The sequence below is a fragment of the Paracidovorax cattleyae genome, from assembly GCF_900104515.1.
GTDB lineage: Bacteria > Pseudomonadota > Gammaproteobacteria > Burkholderiales > Burkholderiaceae_C > Paracidovorax > Paracidovorax cattleyae.
Window position 1 is genome coordinate 122,221 of the sequence record NZ_FNJL01000013.1, and the last position, 14,352, is coordinate 136,572.

A 14,352-nucleotide genomic window follows, 5' to 3' on the forward strand; every position below is an offset into this window, starting at 1 on the left:
ATGTAGGCGACGGCCCAGAATGCCGGGGGCTCAGAGCAGGCGCGGAGCGGACACCGTGAGATCGATCTCGCCATCCGACACGGCGGCGCGCACGGCGTCGCCGGCACGTACCTGGGCGGTACGGGTCACGGGCAGGCCCTTGCCGTCCGTGAGCAGCGCGTAGCCGCGCTGGAGCACCAGGCGCGGGTCGAGCAACTCCAGCCGCAATGCCGCATGGTCCAGCCGCTGCACCTGCCGGGCCACGCCCTGCGCCACGGCCTTGGAGAGACGGTCCGCCAGGCCATCCTGCCGCTGGACGCGCCGCTGGGCCGTCCAGGCCGCGCCATGGCGCAGCTGCTGCGCGAGGCGCGCCAGGCGCAGCTCCTGCCGCGCAATCAGCCCCGAAGGCCGCCCCAGCCGCTGCGCGGCCATGTCCAGCCGCTGGTGCCGCCCGTCGAGCTGGCGCTGCAGGCTGTCCGACAGGCGGCCGGCCAGCGCGTCCATGCCCGCAAGCCAGGTGGCCCGGGGCTGCGCGACCAGCTCCGCCGCGGCCGTGGGGGTCGGCGCCCGCAGGTCCGCGCAGAAATCGGCGATGGTGAAGTCGGTCTCGTGGCCCACGCCGGATACCACCGGCACCGGGCTCTGCACCAGCGTGCGGGCGACCTGTTCGTCGTTGAAGGCCCACAGGTCCTCGATGGAGCCGCCGCCGCGCACCAGCAGGATCACCTCCACGGGCGGGCGCCCTTCACCGCCGCCGGACGGTTCGGCCATGCGGTAGAGCGCGCGCAGGGCGGCGCAGATCGAGGCAGGCGCGGCCGCCCCCTGCACCAGGGCCGGGGCCAGTACCACCGGCAGGTGCGGAACGCGCCGCCGCAGGGCGGTCACCACGTCGTGCAGCGCCGCAGCGCCCGGCGAGGTGACCAGGCCGATCGAGCGGGGCATGACCGGCAGGCTGCGCTTGCGGGCAGGGTCGAACAGCCCCTCCGACTCCAGCCGGGCCTTGAGCCGCAGGAACTGCTCGAACAGTGCCCCCTGCCCTGCCCGCTGCAGGCTCTCGACGATGAGCTGCAGGTCGCCCCGGGCTTCGTAGACCGCGAGCCGTCCTCGCAGCTCGACCATTTCGCCGTCCCGCGGAATGCCGTCGAGCAGCATGGCCGCGCGGCGGAACATGGCGCAGCGGATCTGCCCCTGGCCGTCCTTGATGGAGAAGTAGCAATGCCCGCTGGAGGCCCGCGAGAAGCCCGAGATCTCCCCTCGCACCGCGACAGGATTGAACCGCGCCTCCAGGGCATCAGCAACGGCGCGGCACAACGCCCCGACGTCCCAGATTCGCGGCGCCGATGCTGTGTCCGGCCGCTCAAACATCGGCGCCACCAGGGTTTGCGGGGCGCGCGGCCTCCGCAATAGTCCACAAGCCGCACGGTGTGGACAGCGCAGCAGCCAGGAGGGCCGGATGCACGCGCAAGCCACGGGACTCCGTGCAACCTGTTGATTTACAACGATTTTTTGCTGCGCAATTTTTCATCAATCTGTCAAAGTGTCGATTTGGCGCCGTGTAGCACGTGTTGCACACCCGGTTGCCCACAAAGTTATCCACAGAAAATGTGGGTGGCTGTGAAAAACATCGCCGACGCGGCCGGCGAGCCTGGCCGATGCCTGCGCAGCCGCCGGACCGCCACGGCACTGGGCCATAATCGCGGACTGCTTCCATCTGCGCGGAGAGAGAATTGCTGTCGATCATACAAGCCGCAGGCTGGCCGATCTGGCCCCTGATAGCCTGCTCCATCCTGGCGCTGGCACTGGTGGCGGAGCGCTTCGTCGCCCTGAAAACCGCCAAGGTCGCCCCCCCGAAGCTGCTGGACGAGGCCATCTCCGTGTCCTCCCGCGGACTGCCCACGCCCGATGTCGTGAACCAGCTGTCGCAGAACTCCGCCCTGGGCGAGGTCCTCGCCAGCGGACTGCGCACGCTCAACAGCCACCCCCAGAGCAGCGAGGCGGACGTCCGCGCCGCGATGGAGGGCACGGGCCGGGCCGTGGCCCAGCGGCTCGAGAAGTACCTCAACGCCCTGGCCACCATCGCTTCGGCCGCCCCGCTGCTGGGCCTGCTCGGCACCGTGATCGGCATGATCGAGATCTTCGGCTCGCAGGGGTCGTCCGCCACGGGCCAGGGCAATCCCGCCCAGCTGGCGCACGGGATCTCCATCGCGCTCTACAACACGGCCTTCGGGCTGATCGTCGCGATCCCGACGCTGATCTTCTGGCGGTATTTCCGCAGCCGCGTGGACGCCTACCTGCTTACGCTCGAACTCGCCTCCGAGCAATTCGTCCGCCACCTTCTGCGCCTGCGCAAGTGAGCGGCGCCATGAATTTCCGTCCCCGCCCCAAGGAAGAGCCGGAGATCAACCTGATCCCGTTCATCGACGTGCTGCTCGTGATCCTCATCTTCCTGATGCTCTCGACCACTTACAGCAAGTTCACCGAACTGCAGCTCACGCTGCCGGTGGCGGATGCCGAGCAGCAGCGCGACCATCCCAAGGAAGTGATCGTCGCGGTGGCCGCAGACGGGCGCTATGCCGTCAACAAGGCCGCCGTGGAAGGCAAGGGTGTGGAAGCGATCGCGCAGGCCCTCGGGGCCGCAGCGCAGGCCGGGCGCGACAGCGTGGTGATCATCAGCGCCGACGCCAGCGCCCCCCACCAGGCCGTGATTTCCGTGATGGAAGCCGCGCGCCGCGTGGGCCTGTCACAGATCACCTTCGCCACGCAATCGTCCGCCAGCGCGGGCCGCTGACCCGCATGGCGCAGGGGCTGCAGGAGGCCTGGCGCCATCGTGGCGCCATTGCCTGGCTGCTGGCGCCGGTCTCCCTTCTCTACTGCGCACTGGCCGGCATGCGCCGGCTGCTCTATGTGCGGGGCATCCTGCGTGCGGAGCGCATGCCGGTGCCAGTGGTCGTGGTGGGCAACGTGGTGGCCGGCGGCGCCGGCAAGACTCCCGTGACTTTGGCCATCGTGCGCGCGCTGCGGCAGCGCGGCTGGCGCCCGGGCGTGGTGTCCCGCGGCTACGGGCGCAGCACCTCCGACTGCCGCGAGGTGCTGTCGGACAGCAGTGCCACCGAATCCGGGGACGAGCCCCTGCTGATCGCACGCTCCACCGGCGTGCCGGTATTCGTCGCGCCACGGCGCGCGCAGGCGGCCCGCGCCCTGCTGGAACGCCATCCGCAGACCGACGTGATCATCTGCGACGACGGGCTCCAGCACTGGGCGCTGGCGCGGGATGTGGAACTGTGCGTGTTCAGCGAGGAAGGCATCGGCAACGGATGGCTGCTGCCCGCCGGCCCGCTGCGCGAGCGCTGGCCGCGGCACGTGGATGCCGTGCTGCATGCAGGGGCCGCTCCCGAGGGGGCCGAGGGCGCGCCCATGGGTGTTTTTGCCCTGCAGAGATTGCTCGCCCCCCATGCGGTGGACGCCACCGGAGGCACGACACCGCTGCCGCATCTGCGCGGGATACCGGTGCATGCCGTGGCCGCGATCGCCCGGCCCGCCGCATTCTTCGCCATGCTGCGCGACCAGGGGCTGAACCTGGCGAAGGCGACCGCCCTGCCCGACCATGCCGATTTCGCGGATTGGCGCCCGGCCACGCCAGCCGGCATGCCGCTGGTCTGCACCGAAAAGGACGCCGCCAAGCTCTGGCGCACGCACCCGCAGGCGCTGGCGGTGCCGCTCGTGGTGGACATCGCGCCGGCCTTCTTCGACCGGCTGCACGCACGGCTGCAGGCGCTGCGCCAGCCCTCGCTATGATCGGGCTCCATTTTCCGAACTTCCCTGCCACGCCATGGATTCCAAACTGCTCGAACTGCTGGTCTGCCCGGTCACCAAGGGTCCGCTGACCTACGACCGCGAGCGCGACGAACTGGTGTCGCGCAGCGCCCGCCTCGCCTATCCGGTGCGCGACGGCATTCCGGTACTCCTGGAGACCGAGGCCCGCACGCTGACCGACGCGGAGCTGGAGGCGTGAGCGGCCCGGCCGCTTCCGCTGGCTTCACTGTCCTGATCCCCGCCCGGCTGGCATCGACCCGCCTGCCCGGCAAGCCGCTGGCGGACATCGGCGGCGTGCCGATGGTCGTGCGGGTGGCGCGGCAGGCTGCCCGCAGCGGTGCCGCCCGCGTGGTCGTGGCAGCCGACCATCCCCGCATCCTGGAGGCCTGCGCCGCGCACGGCGTGCACGCCGTCGCGACGCGCGCGGACCATCCCAGCGGCAGCGACCGGCTGGCCGAAGCCTGCGTGCAGCTCGGGCTGGCCGATGACGACGTGGTGGTGAATGTGCAGGGCGACGAGCCGCTGATCGCACCGGCCCTCATCGATGCCGTCGCCGCCCTGCTGCCGGCCCGCCCCGAGGCGGACATGGGCACGGCCGCGCATGCCATCCATGCGCTGGAGGACTTCGCCAATCCCAACGTGGTGAAGGTGGTGCTCGATGCCCGCGGCCTCGCGCACTATTTCAGCCGGGCTCCGATCCCGCATGCGCGGGGCCACGAAGGCACTGCCTGGTGGCAGGGCGGGCACGCGGGCTTGCCGGCGGACGGCGCGCCGCTGCGCCACATCGGCATCTACAGCTACCGGGCAGCCTTCGTGCGGGCGTTTTCCGCGTTGCCGCCGGCCCCCACGGAAGCCCTGGAAGCCCTCGAGCAGCTGCGCGCGCTGTGGCACGGCCACCGCATCGCCGTGCACGTGGCGGATGCCGCTCCGGGACCGGGCGTGGACACGCCGGAAGACCTCGAACGGGTGCGCTCGCTGCTGGGCTGAAGCCGCTGGCCGGACGCCGTCACGATGGTGTCGCGGCTGTCAGGCAGACCGGCGGACCCGCATGCTATCCTTGCCCGCGATTGAAGCGCCACCCCGGGCCTACGGCACGCCCCGGGCTTCCGGCGCTGGCTGATTTCAACACTTAGAGGACCTCCATGAGACTGATTCTTTTGGGCGCGCCCGGCGCCGGGAAGGGCACGCAAGCCGCGTTCATCTGCCAGAAATACGGCATTCCGCAGATCTCCACCGGTGACATGCTGCGCGCCGCCGTGAAGGCCGGCACGCCGCTGGGACAGCAGGCCAAGGCCGTCATGGATGCCGGCAAGCTGGTGAGCGATGACCTCATCATCAATCTCGTGAAGGACCGCATCGCCCAGCCGGACTGCGCCAAGGGCTTCCTCTTCGACGGATTCCCGCGCACCATTCCCCAGGCCGACGCCATGAAGGCCGCAGGCGTCAAGCTCGATTACGTGCTGGAAATCGACGTGCCGTTCGATGCCATCATCGAGCGCATGAGCGGCCGCCGCTCGCACCCGGCCAGCGGCCGCACCTACCACGTGAAGTTCAACCCGCCCAAGGTGGAAGGCAAGGACGACGTCACCGGCGAGGACCTGATCCAGCGCGAGGACGACAAGGAAGACACGGTGAAGAAGCGGCTGGAGGTGTACAGCGCCCAGACTCGCCCGCTCGTGGAGTACTACTCCACGTGGGCGAAGAACGATCCAGCCAACGCGCCCAGGTACCGTGCCATCAGCGGCACCGGCACGGTGGAGGAGATCACCCAGCGCGCGCTGGCTGCCCTGGCGGACTGAGCCTCTGCCTGCGGGTCGGCGCCTGGCCGGCACGCGATCGGCTCCGCCCTCGGGGCGGCGTCTTCGTTTCCGCCATCGTTACGGGGCTATGCCGGGTGCCTGGCCAGCCGCTCCAGCAGCAATTCCACCCGCGCCTTCACCACGCTCAGCCCCTGCGCGGCGGGCAGCGTGTCGCCGGGACGGGGCAGCAACTGGCCCAGCGGGCACCGCGTGGCCACCCGCACGGACACGCCCGCGGCCTGCGCCCGTTCCAGGGCAGCCTGCAGGTGGTGGTGCAGCGTACCGTTGCCGGTGGCGGCCACGGCCAGGCCATCCACCCCGTCGGCCACCAGCAGATCCACCATGCGTCCGGTCGCGCCCGCATGCGACACCACGACCTCGACGCGCGGCCACTCCGTGCCGCGGTGCAGCGCCTCCAGCGCGGCCTCGGCGTCGGCCGAGGAGTCCGCCACGGGCCAGTCGGAGGCGAGCCGCACGCGCCCCTCCTCCACCCAGCCCAGGGGACCCGCTTCGCCGGACGCGAAGGCATTCAGCCGGTAGGGATGCACCTTCTGCACCCGCTGCGCCCCATGCACCTCCCCGGCGGCCACGGCCACGACCCCGCGCGCGCCCGGCGTGGCAGCGACGGCGACGGCATCGAGCAGGTTCTGCGGGCCATCGGGCGCCAGCGCGGTGGCCGGGCGCATCGCCGAAACGAGCACCACGGGCTTGTCCCGGGCGCCCGCCAGCACGCGGTGGAGAAACCAGGCGGTTTCTTCGAGGGTATCGGTGCCGTGCGTGACTACCACGGCGCGCACTTCGGGATCCGCCAGTGCCTGCACGCACCGCTGGGACAGCGCACGCCATACGGCCCCGTCCATGTCCTTGCTGTCGATCTGCGCAACCTGCTCGGCTTCGAGCCGTGCGCCGCCGGCGGCGCGCCCCAGGCCGGGCACCGCCGCCAGCAACTGGCCGATGCCGACCTGTGCGGCGGTGTAGCCGATGTTGTCTTCCGCGCTTCCCGCCGTGCCGGCGATGGTCCCACCGGTGCCCAGCACCAGGATTTTTCCTGCAAACACTTGCATTGCCTTTGAAAACTGTTTAAAAATACAGTGACTGGATCGATCCACAGGTGATTCGATCCACCCAGCGCCCGTCCGGCGCGATCTTCCTTCACTGGAGTGCCACGCATGCTCGACAGCCCCAAGCTCACCGCCCGCCAACAGCAGATCCTGGATCTCATCCAGACCGCCATTGCACGTACCGGCGCCCCCCCCACGCGGGCGGAAATCGCAGCGGAGTTCGGCTTCAAGTCCGCCAACGCGGCCGAAGAACACCTGCAGGCACTGGCACGCAAGGGCGTCATCGAGCTGGTGAGTGGCACGTCGCGGGGTATCAGGCTGCGTGGCGAGGCCGTGCGGTCCATCAATGCGGCCCGCGGCACCCAGTTCCACCTGCCCATCCCCGGCATATCGCAACTCATGCTGCCGCTCATCGGCCGCGTCGCCGCGGGTTCACCGATTCTCGCCGAGGAACACGTGGACCAGACCTACAGCGTGGAAGGCAGCCTTTTCCAGCACAAGCCCGACTACCTGCTCAAGGTCCGGGGCATGTCCATGCGCGATGCCGGCATCATGGATGGCGACCTGCTCGCCGTGCAATCCACCCGCGAGGCGCGCAACGGCCAGATCATCGTCGCCCGCCTGGGTGACGAAGTCACCGTCAAGCGGCTGCGACGCACCGCAGGTGCCATCGAACTGCTGCCCGAGAACCCCGACTACCCCATCATCACCGTGCAGCCTGGCGAGTCGTTCGAAATCGAGGGCCTGGCCGTGGGCCTCATTCGCAACACCATGCTCATGTAGCCGCTGCGGCCTGTGCGGCGCGTGGCGCCGGAGCACGGACCGCGCCCTGTTTCCCGTTCGGCGTTGCCCAGGTGGCGGGCGTCTGGCTTTCCGCTTCGCGTGGATGGTCAACCCTGCGGCATCGCCATGCCCGTCTAAAGCCAATCCTGCCAGTGTTCAACCCATTCTGACCGCTGGAGTTTTTCCATGGCAAAGGCTTTGCTCGATCTCACCACCCTCTCGTCCTGCCTGCAGCCGCTGAACAGCCTCGTCCGCTGGCTGCGTGGCACCGCCCCGCGGAATGCATCCGGCCGCCCCGCCGCATGGTCGCGCTGGCCGGACTGTCCGGCGCACGGCCGCGGCGCGCCCGACGCGCTCAACGCCAGCCAGCGCGCATCCGACTGTCCGCCGGCCGCTGCGGACCATGGCAACGCAGGGGCTGCAGCGGCCGCGCCCATGGCACCGTCCGGAGGCGCGTCCGCCGCGATCAACGCAGCCACGGTGGAGCGCCCCGCGCGCACGCAGGCCGGCAGCCAGCGCACCTGCGCGGCGCGGGCACCGGGCGCGGTCCGGGTGGTGCAGCGCCGGCAGGCGGGCACGCCGGAGCGCTTCGTGATCTCCGGCCGCATGGCCGACGTGCGGGCAGAGCTGGAGCGCTGGGCTGCCGCGGAAGCCGTGCTGCAATGATCCGCGGCAGGCGGCCCTCAGCCGCCACCCCGCCGCTTCAGCTGTTGATCTGTGCCCAGAGCTTGTCCAGGCGCTTCACGCTCACGGGCTGCGGCGTGCGGAGTTCCTGCGCGAAGAAGCTCACCCGCAACTCCTCCAGCAGCCAGCGTAACTCCTCCATGCGAGCATCCACCTGCCCCTTGCGCTCGGCAAGGAGCCGCCAGTAGCGCTGCTCCTGGGGGCGCAGTTCCGCGAGCCGCGTGGCGTCGCGTGCAGCATCGGCACGCACCTTGTCCAGGCGCAGGGTGATGGCCTTCAGGTAGCGCGGGAAGTGCGCGAGCTGCGACCAGGGCGCCACCGCCAGGAAGTTCTTCGGAATGAGCCTTTGCAGTTGCTGCTGTGCGTCCTGCGTGGCCTCCGGCGCACCTTTCGTGTCCTTGATCTTGCGTGCCGCCGCGGCGTATTCGAGCAAGATCGCGCCGGCCAGCCGCGCGACCTCGTTGGCGATCAGCGTGAGCCGCCCCCTGCCCTCCTGCACGCGGCGCTGGAAGTCTGCCTCGGTCGTGGGCAGCGAATCGACCAGGAAGGCACGGTCCAGCGCGACGTCGATGACCTGTGCGCGCAACTCTTCCTGCGTGCCCAGCGGCATGTAGGCGACCGCCATCTTCTGCAGGTCCGGGATGTTCTTTTCCAGGTACTTGAGCGCATCCTTGATCTGGAGCGCGAACAGCCGGCGCAGGCCCGCGCGGTGGCGCGCCGCGGCCACGCCGGGCTCATCGAACACTTCGATGGTCACGGCATCGCCGCCGTCGATGAGTGCCGGGAAGCCGATGAGCGTCTGCCCGCCCTTGCGGATCTCCATGAGCTCGGGCAGTTCGCCGAAGGTCCAGGCGGTGTAGCGCTGGCCTGCCGGCACGGCTGCCGGTGCAGGAGCAGCCGCCGGGCCGGCACTGGCGGATTTTCCGGCGGCGGAAGCCGTTCTTCCGTCTGGTGGCCTGCCCTGCGCGTTCCCCTTGCCGGGTCGCGCAACGGCGGCCGTTTCCGCAGGCGACGCATCGCCCTCGGTCTCCGTCGAGGAACCCGCGAGCTTGAGCCCCGCCAGGGCCTGGAACGCGCCCCGGGCCCTGGCACCCCATTCGGCCTTGAGCGCACCCAGGTTACGCCCCTGGCCGAGCTGCCGGCCGTCTTCGTGGACCACGCGGAAGTTCATGAACAGGTGCGGACTGAGCATGTCGAGCTTGAAGTCGGCCCGCTTCACGTCGAGCGAGGTCTCGTCACGCACCTGCTTGAGCAGCACGTCCACGAGGCTGCCCTGCCCGAAGCGCTCGGGCGTGCCGAGCAGCTCGGCCAGGCGCGCGGCATTGTCCGGCAACGGCACGAAGCGGCTGCGCGGGCGCTGCGGCAGGCTCTTGAGCAGCGCCTGGATCTTGTCCTTGAGCATGCCCGGCACCAGCCATTCGCAGCGCTCTTCGCTGACCTGGTTGAGCACGAAGAGCGGCACCGTGACGGTGACGCCGTCGCGCGGGTCACCGGGCTCGTGCAGGTAGCTGGCCGCGCAGTCCACCCCGCCCAGCCGCACCATGCGCGGGAAGGCGCTCGTGGTGATCCCGGCGGCCTCGTGGCGCATCAGCTCATCGCGCGTGAGCTTGAGCAGGTCCGGCTTCACGCGGCTGGCCTCGCGGTACCAGGAATCGAAATCGGCGCCGGTGCAGATGTCGGCGGGCACCTGCTGGTCGTAGAAGGCGTAGATGAGTTCCTCGTCCACCAGCACGTCCTGCCGGCGCGACTTGTGCTCCAGCTCCTCCACCTTGGCGATCAGCTTGCGGTTGGCCATCAGGAACGGCAGGCGCCGCTCCCAGTCCTGCGGCCACTGGTCGCCCACCAGCGCCTCGCGCAGGAAGATCTCGCGCGCCGTGCGCGGGTCCACCTTGCCGAAGTTCACGCGCCGGTTGTTGTAGATGGCGATGCCATAGAGCGTGGCGCGCTCCAGCGCCGTGACCTGCGCGGCCTTGCGCTCCCAGTGCGGGTCCAGCATCTGCTTTTTGAGCAGGTGGCCGCCCATCTCCTCGATCCACTGCGGCTCGATGGCCGCAATGCCGCGCCCGAAAAGGCGGGTGGTCTCCACCAGTTCCGCCGCCACGATCCAGCGACCCGGCTTCTTCGACAGGTGCGCCCCGGGATGCTTGTAGAACCGGATGCCCCGCGCGCCGAGGTACCAGTCCTCTTCCTCGCTCTTCACGCCGATATTGCCGAGCAGCCCGGCGAGCATGGACCGGTGGATCTGCTCGTAGCTGGCCGGCTGGATGTTCAGGCGCCAGCGGTGCTCGGTGACCACCGTGAGCAGTTGCGTATGGATGTCGCGCCACTCGCGCAGCCGGCGCACGCTGATGAAGTTCTGGCGCAGCAGCGATTCGTACTGCCGGTTGCTGAGCTTGTGGGTGGGTGTGGGGACCGGCATGGATGCCGCAGCGCCCGTTGCAGGCGCGGCCGCTTCGGCACCGCGCGCCTGGCGCTGCGCCACCGGCAGTACGGCCTGCGAGGGCGCGCCCTTGCGCGCGGCATCGCGCTGCGCCCGCGCGGACGGCAGGCTCGGCGCGCCGCCGCGGGCTTCGTTGATCCACTTCCAGAGCTTGAGGTAGCCGCTGAATTCGCTCTTCTCGTCGTCGAACTTGGCGTGCGCCTGGTCGGCCTGCTGCTGGGCCTCGAGTGGTCGGTCGCGCACGTCCTGCACCGACAGGGCCGAGGCGATCACCAGCACTTCGTCCAGTGCCTGGCGGTCGCGCGCCTCCAAAATCATGCGGCCCACGCGCGGGTCGAGCGGCAGGCGGGAGAGTTCCACGCCCATGGGCGTGAGTTCATTGGCATCGTCCACCGCGCCCAGTTCGGCCAGCAGTTGGTAGCCGTCGGCGATCGCGCGGCCCGACGGCGCCTCGATGAACGGGAACCGGGCCACGTCACCCAGGTGCAGCGACTTCATGCGCAGTATCACCCCGGCCAGCGAGGAGCGCAGGATTTCCGGGTCGGTGAAGCGCGGGCGGCCATTGAAGTCGGCCTCGTCGTAGAGACGGATGCAGATCCCGTTGGCCACGCGGCCGCAGCGGCCGGCCCGCTGGTTGGCCGCCGCCTGGCTCACGGGCTCGATCAGCAACTGCTCGACCTTGCTGCGGAAGCTGTAGCGCTTCACGCGCGCGGTGCCGGCGTCGATCACGTAGCGGATGCCAGGCACGGTGAGCGAGGTCTCCGCCACGTTGGTCGCCAGCACGATGCGGCGGCCCGTGTGGCCTTCGAAGATGCGGTCCTGCTCGGCCTGCGAGAGGCGCGCGAACAACGGCAGCACTTCGGCGCCGCGCATTACCGGCTGGTAGGCCAGGTGTTTGCGCAGGTGGTCGGCGGCTTCGCGGATTTCCCGCTCGCCCGGCAGGAAGACGAGGATGTCGCCTGCCGCGTTGCCGGCCCAGAGTTCGTCCACGCCATCGGCGATGGCTTCGTTCAGGCCATAGTCGCGGCTGTCCTCGAAGGGCCGGTACCGCTGCTCCACCGGGAACGTGCGGCCGGACACGTAGATCACGGGTGCGGGCCCCTTGGCGGACTCGAAGTGCCTGGCGAAGCGCTCTGCATCGATCGTGGCCGAGGTGACCACGATCTTCAGGTCGGGCCGGCGCGGCAGGATCTGGCGCAGGTAGCCCAGCAGGAAGTCGATGTTCAGGCTGCGCTCGTGCGCCTCGTCGATGATGATCGTGTCGTAGGCCGTCAGCAGCGGATCGGTCTGCGTCTCGGCCAGCAGGATGCCGTCCGTCATCAGCTTGACGGAGGCGTCGCGCGACAAGCGGTCCTGGAAGCGTACCTTGTAGCCGACCACGTCGCCGAGCGGCGTATGCAGCTCTTCGGCGATGCGCTTGGCGACGCTGCTCGCCGCGATACGGCGCGGCTGGGTATGGCCGATCAGGCGGCCCTTCTCGCCCGGGCGGGCATTGCATTTGCCTCGGCCGAGCGCCAGCGCGATCTTGGGCAGCTGCGTGGTCTTGCCCGAGCCGGTTTCGCCGCAGACGATGATGACCTGGTGGGCCTGCATCGCGGCCATGATCTCCTCGCGCCTGCCGGAAACCGGCAGGCCGGGCGGGAAGTCGATGCGCAGCGGCGCGGGCGATGCCGCCTGCCGGGGCGGTGCGGACGGAGCGGGTGTGGGGACGGGGGAATTCGGGGGCACTGAACCTGTCATAGAGACCCGCATTATCCGAACGATCCGTTGGCGTGGTGCAACGCAGGCCATCCGGCAGCCTTGCGTGCACACGGCAGCACCGGGGAAAATCCGCCGCGTCGCCTGCGCCGGCCGGCCCTGGCCTGCCTCCGACCCGCATCCGCCCCATTTCGCCACGGCAACGAGCAACCTTGCCGCGGCACACCACAGGACAGGAGCTTTTCCCCCATGACCCTTTCGTTCCACTGCATCGACTGACCACGGTTCCCCACGCCCCGGCTGGACCGTGTGTTCCGTTTCACACACCGTCCGGCACGAGGCGGCGTTGCCCTCCCATGGAGTGGCAGGCACGCGAAGCCCCGGCCATCCAGCCGGGGCTTTTTCGTTGTGAGGAACCGCACGCATGAGTGCACAGAAACGCTCCCGCGCCTACGAGGCAGGCCGGGTGAAGGCATTGCGCCGCATGAAGCAGCCGGTCGCGCTGCATGTCGAGGCCAGCGCGCCACCCCGCAACCGCGTCGCGCGGGCCCTGGCGGCGCGCAGCCTCGGCGGCGGCGGAGGACGCCACATGCGCAGCCAGGGCGCGCAGCGCCGAGCCGACCGCATGGCACTGCAGCACGCGCTGCGCAGCGGCCGGGACGGCTGAGGCCCCGCGCGCCGATTCCGTGGACAATGGCAGCACCGGGACGCCCACCGTTCCCATGCCGCGCCGCGATGCCCGCCCCCCTCTCCCCCGATCTCTCCACCCCTTCAACCGCATCCCCGATGCCGGCCCGGGCCGACCGGCGGCGCCATGTCGCCGTGATCGGAGCAGGCATCGTGGGCACGGCGTGCGCGATCGAGATCCTGCGCACCGGCCGCTCCGTGACGCTGCTCGATCCCCATGCGCCCGGCGGGCCGGAAGCGACGAGCTACGGCAACGCCGGCTGGCTGTCGTCCCATTCCATCCTCCCACCGTCCGGCCCGGGCATGTGGAAACAGCTGCCGGGCTATCTGCTGGACCCGCAGGGTCCGCTCACCGTGCGCTGGGGCTACCTGCCCCGCGCCCTGCCCTGGCTCTGGCGCTTCCTGCGCTCCGGGCGCACGCCGGCCCGCGTGGCCCGCACCGCGCATGCGCTGCGCCAGTTGCTGCGGGACGCGCCTGCGTTGCACGCGCGGCTGGCCGCTGATGCCGGCGTGCCGCACCTGGTCGCGCAGCAGGGCCTGCTGCATGTCTATCGCTCGCGCGCGGACTTCGAGGCCGATGCGTTCGGCTGGCGCCTGCGCGGCGAAGAGGGCATCGCCTTCCAGTCATTGGAAATCGGCGAGCTGCGCGCGCAGGAGCCCGAGCTGGCGCCGGAGTATGGCTTCGGGGTGCGCGTTGACGAGGCGGGCCATTGCGCCAACCCCGGTGCCTACCTCGCGGCACTGGCCGCGCATGCCCGGTCCCTGGGCGCACGCCGTGTCGCCACGCGGGCCACCGGGTTGCACATCGCGTCGGGCCGCCTGGCCGCTGTCCGCACCGATGCAGGCGACGTGCCGTGCGATGCCGCGGTGATCGCGGCCGGCGCCTATTCCCGCCCCCTGGCCCGCGACGCGGGCGACCGGGTGTGGCTCGACACCGAACGCGGATACCACGCGATGCTGGACGTGCGCCGCCGGCAGGGCGAAGCACCGCCGCCCGGGCCGCGCACCTCCACCATGGTGATGGACCGCAAGCTCATCGTCCACCAGATGGAGCACGGCCTGCGCGTGGCAGGCCAGGTGGAGATCGCCGGCCTGCAGGCAGCGCCGGACTGGCGCCGCGCGCGCATCCTGCTGGACCACCTGTTCGCGCTCTACCCCGCCCTGCCGCGCCCTGCGCTGGAAAGCGGCGCCCGGTTCTGGATGGGCCGGCGCCCCAGCACCAGCGACGGCCTGCCCTGCATCGGCCCCGCGACGGGTTGCGCGGACGTGGTCCACGCCTACGGGCACGGCCATGTCGGGCTGGGCTCGTCAGCCCGCACGGGCCGCGTGGTGGCGCAGCTGCTGGACGACTGCCCGCCGGAGATCGACATCGCGCCTTTCAGCCCCGGGCGCTGGCGACGATAATCCG

13 protein-coding genes are annotated in these 14,352 nt (G+C 70.4%); 10 read left to right on the forward strand and 3 right to left on the reverse strand.

What is annotated here, in order from left to right:
• Positions 1-30 precede the first annotated feature (30 nt).
• Complete coding sequence (gene xseA, locus BLR05_RS27175) at positions 31-1,344, reverse strand: exodeoxyribonuclease VII large subunit (RefSeq protein ID WP_244160094.1); 1,314 nt, start codon at positions 1,342-1,344, stop codon at positions 31-33.
• A gap of 362 nt (positions 1,345-1,706) precedes the next feature.
• Here xseA and BLR05_RS12715 point away from each other — a divergent pair, with 362 nt between their 5' ends.
• From BLR05_RS12715 to adk, 6 genes are all read left to right on the forward strand, one after another.
• Positions 1,707-2,333, forward strand: coding sequence for a MotA/TolQ/ExbB proton channel family protein (locus tag BLR05_RS12715; RefSeq protein WP_092834824.1), 627 nt, complete (start codon positions 1,707-1,709; stop codon positions 2,331-2,333).
• Between the two features lie 8 nt (positions 2,334-2,341).
• Entirely contained in the window at positions 2,342-2,767 is a 426-nt protein-coding gene (locus BLR05_RS12720) for an ExbD/TolR family protein (protein ID WP_092834868.1), read from the forward strand.
• Positions 2,768-2,772: 5 nt separating this feature from the next.
• Positions 2,773-3,774 carry a tetraacyldisaccharide 4'-kinase gene (lpxK, locus tag BLR05_RS12725; protein ID WP_092834825.1) on the forward strand — a complete coding sequence of 334 codons (1,002 nt, stop codon included), beginning with the start codon at positions 2,773-2,775 and terminating at the stop codon, positions 3,772-3,774.
• 34 nt (positions 3,775-3,808) lie between these two features.
• Positions 3,809-3,991 (forward strand): Trm112 family protein, encoded by a 183-nt coding sequence (locus BLR05_RS12730; RefSeq protein WP_092834826.1) that lies wholly within the window; start codon positions 3,809-3,811, stop codon positions 3,989-3,991.
• Positions 3,988-4,779, forward strand: a complete 792-nt coding sequence (kdsB, locus tag BLR05_RS12735; protein ID WP_092834827.1) for a 3-deoxy-manno-octulosonate cytidylyltransferase — start codon at positions 3,988-3,990, stop codon at positions 4,777-4,779. Before BLR05_RS12730 ends, kdsB begins: the two co-directional genes overlap by 4 nt.
• A gap of 155 nt (positions 4,780-4,934) precedes the next feature.
• The gene (gene adk, locus BLR05_RS12740) at positions 4,935-5,591 is read left to right on the forward strand and encodes an adenylate kinase (protein WP_019701003.1); all 657 of its coding nucleotides are present in this window, start codon (positions 4,935-4,937) and stop codon (positions 5,589-5,591) included.
• 86 nt (positions 5,592-5,677) lie between these two features.
• On the opposite strand, the gene BLR05_RS12745 is transcribed toward adk, so the two are convergent.
• Complete coding sequence (locus tag BLR05_RS12745) at positions 5,678-6,655, reverse strand: asparaginase (protein ID WP_092834828.1); 978 nt, start codon at positions 6,653-6,655, stop codon at positions 5,678-5,680.
• 105 nt (positions 6,656-6,760) lie between these two features.
• Here BLR05_RS12745 and lexA point away from each other — a divergent pair, with 105 nt between their 5' ends.
• Together lexA and BLR05_RS27180 are read left to right on the forward strand one after the other, a co-directional pair.
• Positions 6,761-7,435, forward strand: a complete 675-nt coding sequence (lexA, locus tag BLR05_RS12750) for a transcriptional repressor LexA (RefSeq protein ID WP_011795657.1) — start codon at positions 6,761-6,763, stop codon at positions 7,433-7,435.
• Positions 7,436-7,621: 186 nt separating this feature from the next.
• Positions 7,622-8,101, forward strand: coding sequence for a hypothetical protein (locus BLR05_RS27180; RefSeq protein WP_244160092.1), 480 nt, complete (start codon positions 7,622-7,624; stop codon positions 8,099-8,101).
• Between the two features lie 37 nt (positions 8,102-8,138).
• On the opposite strand, the gene hrpA is transcribed toward BLR05_RS27180, so the two are convergent.
• Entirely contained in the window at positions 8,139-12,299 is a 4,161-nt protein-coding gene (hrpA, locus tag BLR05_RS12760; protein WP_225978876.1) for an ATP-dependent RNA helicase HrpA, read from the reverse strand.
• Between the two features lie 382 nt (positions 12,300-12,681).
• Here hrpA and BLR05_RS12765 point away from each other — a divergent pair, with 382 nt between their 5' ends.
• Positions 12,682-12,924, forward strand: coding sequence for a hypothetical protein (locus tag BLR05_RS12765; RefSeq protein ID WP_092834830.1), 243 nt, complete (start codon positions 12,682-12,684; stop codon positions 12,922-12,924).
• 119 nt (positions 12,925-13,043) lie between these two features.
• Positions 13,044-14,348 carry an NAD(P)/FAD-dependent oxidoreductase gene (locus tag BLR05_RS12770; RefSeq protein WP_092834831.1) on the forward strand — a complete coding sequence of 435 codons (1,305 nt, stop codon included), beginning with the start codon at positions 13,044-13,046 and terminating at the stop codon, positions 14,346-14,348.
• Positions 14,349-14,352: the final 4 nt, after the last annotated feature.

Coding starts and splice junctions, on each gene's coding strand:
- xseA (WP_244160094.1), bottom strand. CDS start 1,344: ATGTTTGAGCGGCCGGACACAGCATCGGCGCCGCGAATCTGGGACGTC.
- BLR05_RS12720 (WP_092834868.1), top strand. CDS start 2,342: ATGAATTTCCGTCCCCGCCCCAAGGAAGAGCCGGAGATCAACCTGATC.
- lpxK (WP_092834825.1), top strand. CDS start 2,773: ATGGCGCAGGGGCTGCAGGAGGCCTGGCGCCATCGTGGCGCCATTGCC.
- BLR05_RS12730 (WP_092834826.1), top strand. CDS start 3,809: ATGGATTCCAAACTGCTCGAACTGCTGGTCTGCCCGGTCACCAAGGGT.
- adk (WP_019701003.1), top strand. CDS start 4,935: ATGAGACTGATTCTTTTGGGCGCGCCCGGCGCCGGGAAGGGCACGCAA.
- BLR05_RS12745 (WP_092834828.1), bottom strand. CDS start 6,655: ATGCAAGTGTTTGCAGGAAAAATCCTGGTGCTGGGCACCGGTGGGACC.
- lexA (WP_011795657.1), top strand. CDS start 6,761: ATGCTCGACAGCCCCAAGCTCACCGCCCGCCAACAGCAGATCCTGGAT.
- BLR05_RS27180 (WP_244160092.1), top strand. CDS start 7,622: ATGGCAAAGGCTTTGCTCGATCTCACCACCCTCTCGTCCTGCCTGCAG.
- hrpA (WP_225978876.1), bottom strand. CDS start 12,299: ATGACAGGTTCAGTGCCCCCGAATTCCCCCGTCCCCACACCCGCTCCG.
- BLR05_RS12765 (WP_092834830.1), top strand. CDS start 12,682: ATGAGTGCACAGAAACGCTCCCGCGCCTACGAGGCAGGCCGGGTGAAG.
- BLR05_RS12770 (WP_092834831.1), top strand. CDS start 13,044: ATGCCGGCCCGGGCCGACCGGCGGCGCCATGTCGCCGTGATCGGAGCA.